At 58.8% G+C, this 3613-nt stretch carries 1 protein-coding gene; it reads right to left on the bottom strand.

Annotation, left to right across the window (positions count from 1 at the left end):
- Positions 1-3613 (bottom strand): non-ribosomal peptide synthetase (locus HFD99_RS24640; RefSeq protein WP_167441034.1); only part of this gene is annotated, 3613 nt, incomplete at both ends.

The raw sequence follows: 3613 nt of genomic DNA, 5'->3' as shown, positions 1-3613 counted from the left end.
TGACCTTCTTGATCTTCCCTGACGACGACGACCGCTTCCTTCACGCCACCTACACTCAGCAGCTTCGCTTCGACTTCACCCGTCTCAATCCGGTACCCCCGGATTTTCACCTGGTTGTCGATCCGGCCGATGAAGTCCACGTTGCCGTCCAGCATCCAGCGCGCCAGGTCGCCTGTCCGGTACAGCCGCTCCCCAGTGGCGAACGGGCTGTCTACGAATTTCTCCGCCGTCAAATCCGGGCGGTTCAAGTAACCGCGGGCCACACCCGCTCCGCCGATGACCAGCTCTCCCAACACCCCGATCGGCACCGGCTTCAGATTCGCATCCACGATGTAGAACTTGGCGTTCAGCCACGCTTTCCCGATCGGCACGCTGGCCGTCTTCGGCAGCTTTTCCAGAGGCTCGTCATAGAAGCTGGAGTCAATCGCCGCTTCCGTTACGCCGTAGCTGTTAATAATACGGAACTGCGAGCCGAAGCGCTCCTGCAAGGTGCGGTAATCCGCTACGCTGCACGCATCCGAGCTTGTGATCAGCAGTTGCATCGAGCTGAGGTTCAGATCCTCGGCATGCACATGCTCCATGAACGGCACGATCAGCGCCGGCGTCGATTCGAACACCGTCACGGCGTAGTCGCGAATCCAGCCGTAGAGGCGGGTTGGATCAATCCGGTCGTCCTTCGGCACGATGACCATGGTGCCGCCGTTGTACAGCGTCCGCGCAATGTCGCCGACGAACACGTCGAACGAGAAGCTGGCGAGCTGCAGCAGCCGCACCGGGAACTGATCCAACCGGTATTCCCGACGGTAGCCCGCCGCCGTGTTCACCAGGCTGCGGTGCTCGATCATCACGCCCTTCGGCTTGCCCGTCGTACCGGAGGTGTAGATGACGTAAGCCAAATCGCGCGGCTTGTTCACATTCGCCGGATTCGATGCGAGATCTGCCGCTAGTACGTTCTTCTCGGCTTCTGCCGTGGCGGACGTTTCGGCAGCAGCCGCTTGCGCCAAAGCCTCCGCCTCTGCGCCTGCTTCGCCCAAAGCTTGTACACCCACAGCCGCTTCCGCCGCTCCGAGGCTGTACGTCGCGGCGTCGTCAAGCGCAAGCACCGTTTGCAGCACTAGAGCTCCGTCGCTGCGCCAAGCTTCCGTCTGCTCCAGCAGGCGGGTCTGCGTAAGCAGCACCGACGCCCCGCTGTCCGCGAGCATATACTCGATCCGCTCCGCCGGATAGTCCGGGTCGAGCGGCACATAAGCGCCGCCCGCTTTCCATACGGCGAGCACCCCGATCAACAGCTCCGCCGAACGATCGGCCAGAATGCCGACCACCTGCTCCGGCTTCACCCCGCGCGCCCGCAGTGCATACGCCAGACGATTCGCTTTGGCGTTCAGCTCCGCATACGTCAGCTTGCTGTCTTCGTAGACAACCGCCAGCGCTTCCGGAGTGCGCTCCGCCTGCTCCTCGAACAGCTCGTGGAACGTTCTCTCTCTCCACGACTCATCCGCTTCCAAACCTGTACCCTCTGCGGCGGGTTGCTTCGCAAGAGCCGAAGACGACACGTCAAACCCGACCAGCAAATCATGTTTTTCGCTGTCCGTCAAGACATCCAAATCCGAAATCCGCGCACCCGGCTGAGCCAGGATCGACGTCAAAAGCTGCTCGTAATGACCCGCCAGCCGTACCACCGTTTCCTGTCTAAACAACGAGGTAGCGTACTCGATCTTGCAAACCAGTTCGTTATCGGCTTCCACGATATCAAAGCTAAGGTCAAACTTTGCCGTCTTTTCCTCGATGTCGAACAGCGACCATTGCAAGCCTTCCAGGGTTAAATCCAAGCTTTCGTGCTTTTGCAAAGAAAACATGGTGTCAAACAGAGGATTCCGGCTTAAATCCCGGCTCACCTGAAGAGCTTCCACCAGCTCCTCGAACGGATAGTCTTGGTGCTCGTAGGCTCCAAGCGTTGTTTCCTTCACTTCCTGCAAGTAATCCAGGAACGTCCGCTCCGCCGCCGGACCCAAGCGAAGGGCCAGCGTATTGACGAACATACCGATAATCGGCTGCAGGTCGGCGTGAGAACGGGCGGCAATCGGAGTGCCGACCACTATATCTTCCTGTCCCGCGTATTTATGAAGCAATACGGAGTACGCAGCCAGCAGAAGCATGTACAGCGTCGCCCCTGAATCGCCGGCAAGCCGTTTGAGAGCTTCGCTTTTCTCCGCATCCAGCGTAAACGTGAGCGTTTGACCGTCAAACTGCTGCACGGCCGGGCGGGAGAAGTCGAGAGGCAGCTCAAGAACCGGAAGCTCGGAGCTGAATACCCCACGCCAGTATTCCTCCTGCCGTTTGATGCGCTGGCGCTGCTCCTCGGATTGCTGCCAAACGGCGTAATCCTTGTATTGAATCCGCAGCTCCGGCAATTCTTCCCCATTGTAAAGCCGCACGAATTCGCGCAGCAGCACGTCCATGGAAAGGCCGTCGGAACCAATATGATGAATATCCAGTGCGAGCAGGAATTTCTCTTTCTCCAGTTCGATCAGCAGGGCGCGCAGCAAAGGCGGCTGGGTCAAGTCAAAAGGCTGAATGAAGCCTTCAAGAATGGCCGCAACCTGATCTTCGCTTGCTTGAAGCTTTTCGACCTTGAAAGCTACGAGCGGATGAATACGCTGAACCGGCTCCCCATTCACGATTTCAAAACCGGTGCGCAGCATATCATGCCGGGCCACCAAAGTAGTCAGCGCCTTTTCCACTTTGGCCTCGTTCAAAGCCCCTTCCAACTGCAAGGCACTTGGGAGGTTGTAATTCAGCTCCGAGCCATCCAGCTGGTGCAGGACGTACAGCCTTTTTTGCGCGGAGGAAACCGGATAGTACGCTTTCTCTTCCGCTTTCGGAATTGAGCTGTGCCGCGTTTCTTCCAAGCTTGCAATAGCCCCGGCCATCGACTCTACCGTCGTATAGCGGAACACATCGCGCAGCGGAAGTTCGACGTTCATTTCCTTCTGAATCTTGCTGACAAGGTTCGTCGCCCGCAAGGAGTGGCCTCCGAGCTCGAAGAAATTGTCCAGGACTCCAATGCCGGAGTAGCCCAGCACTTCCTCCCAGATCTTCACAAGCTGGGACTCCATCCGGTTACGCGGTGCTACATATTCGACGCCCGTCTGCAAGCTGCCTTGCGGTTCCGGCAGCGCTTTGCGGTCTACTTTGCCATTGGCCGTCAGCGGCATGCGCTCCAGCTGCACGAAGTACGACGGGATCATGTACCCCGGCATTCCCTGGGCCAGCGAGGTTCTCATTTCGCTGACCGTCAGTGTCCGATCCGCCACAAAGTAGGCGACAAGCGCCTTCTCGCCCCCACCGTCCTGACGGGCAAGCACCACCGCTTCTTCCACGCCCTCGACGTTCAGCAGCTGCGTCTCGATTTCGTCCAGCTCGATCCGGTACCCGCGGATTTTCACCTGGTGATCGATTCGGCCCAGGTATTCGATGTTGCCGTCCGGCAGCCAAGCCGCCAAGTCGCCCGAGCGGTACAGTTTCTCCCCCTCCGTAAACGGGGAATCGACGAACTTCTCCGCCGTCAGATCCGGACGGTTCAGGTATCCTCTCGCAAGGCCTTCCCCGGCCA

Source organism: Paenibacillus sp. EKM301P, from assembly GCF_011800295.1.
GTDB lineage: Bacteria > Bacillota > Bacilli > Paenibacillales > Paenibacillaceae > Paenibacillus > Paenibacillus polymyxa.
This window is presented reverse-complemented; position numbering and strand designations above follow the sequence as displayed.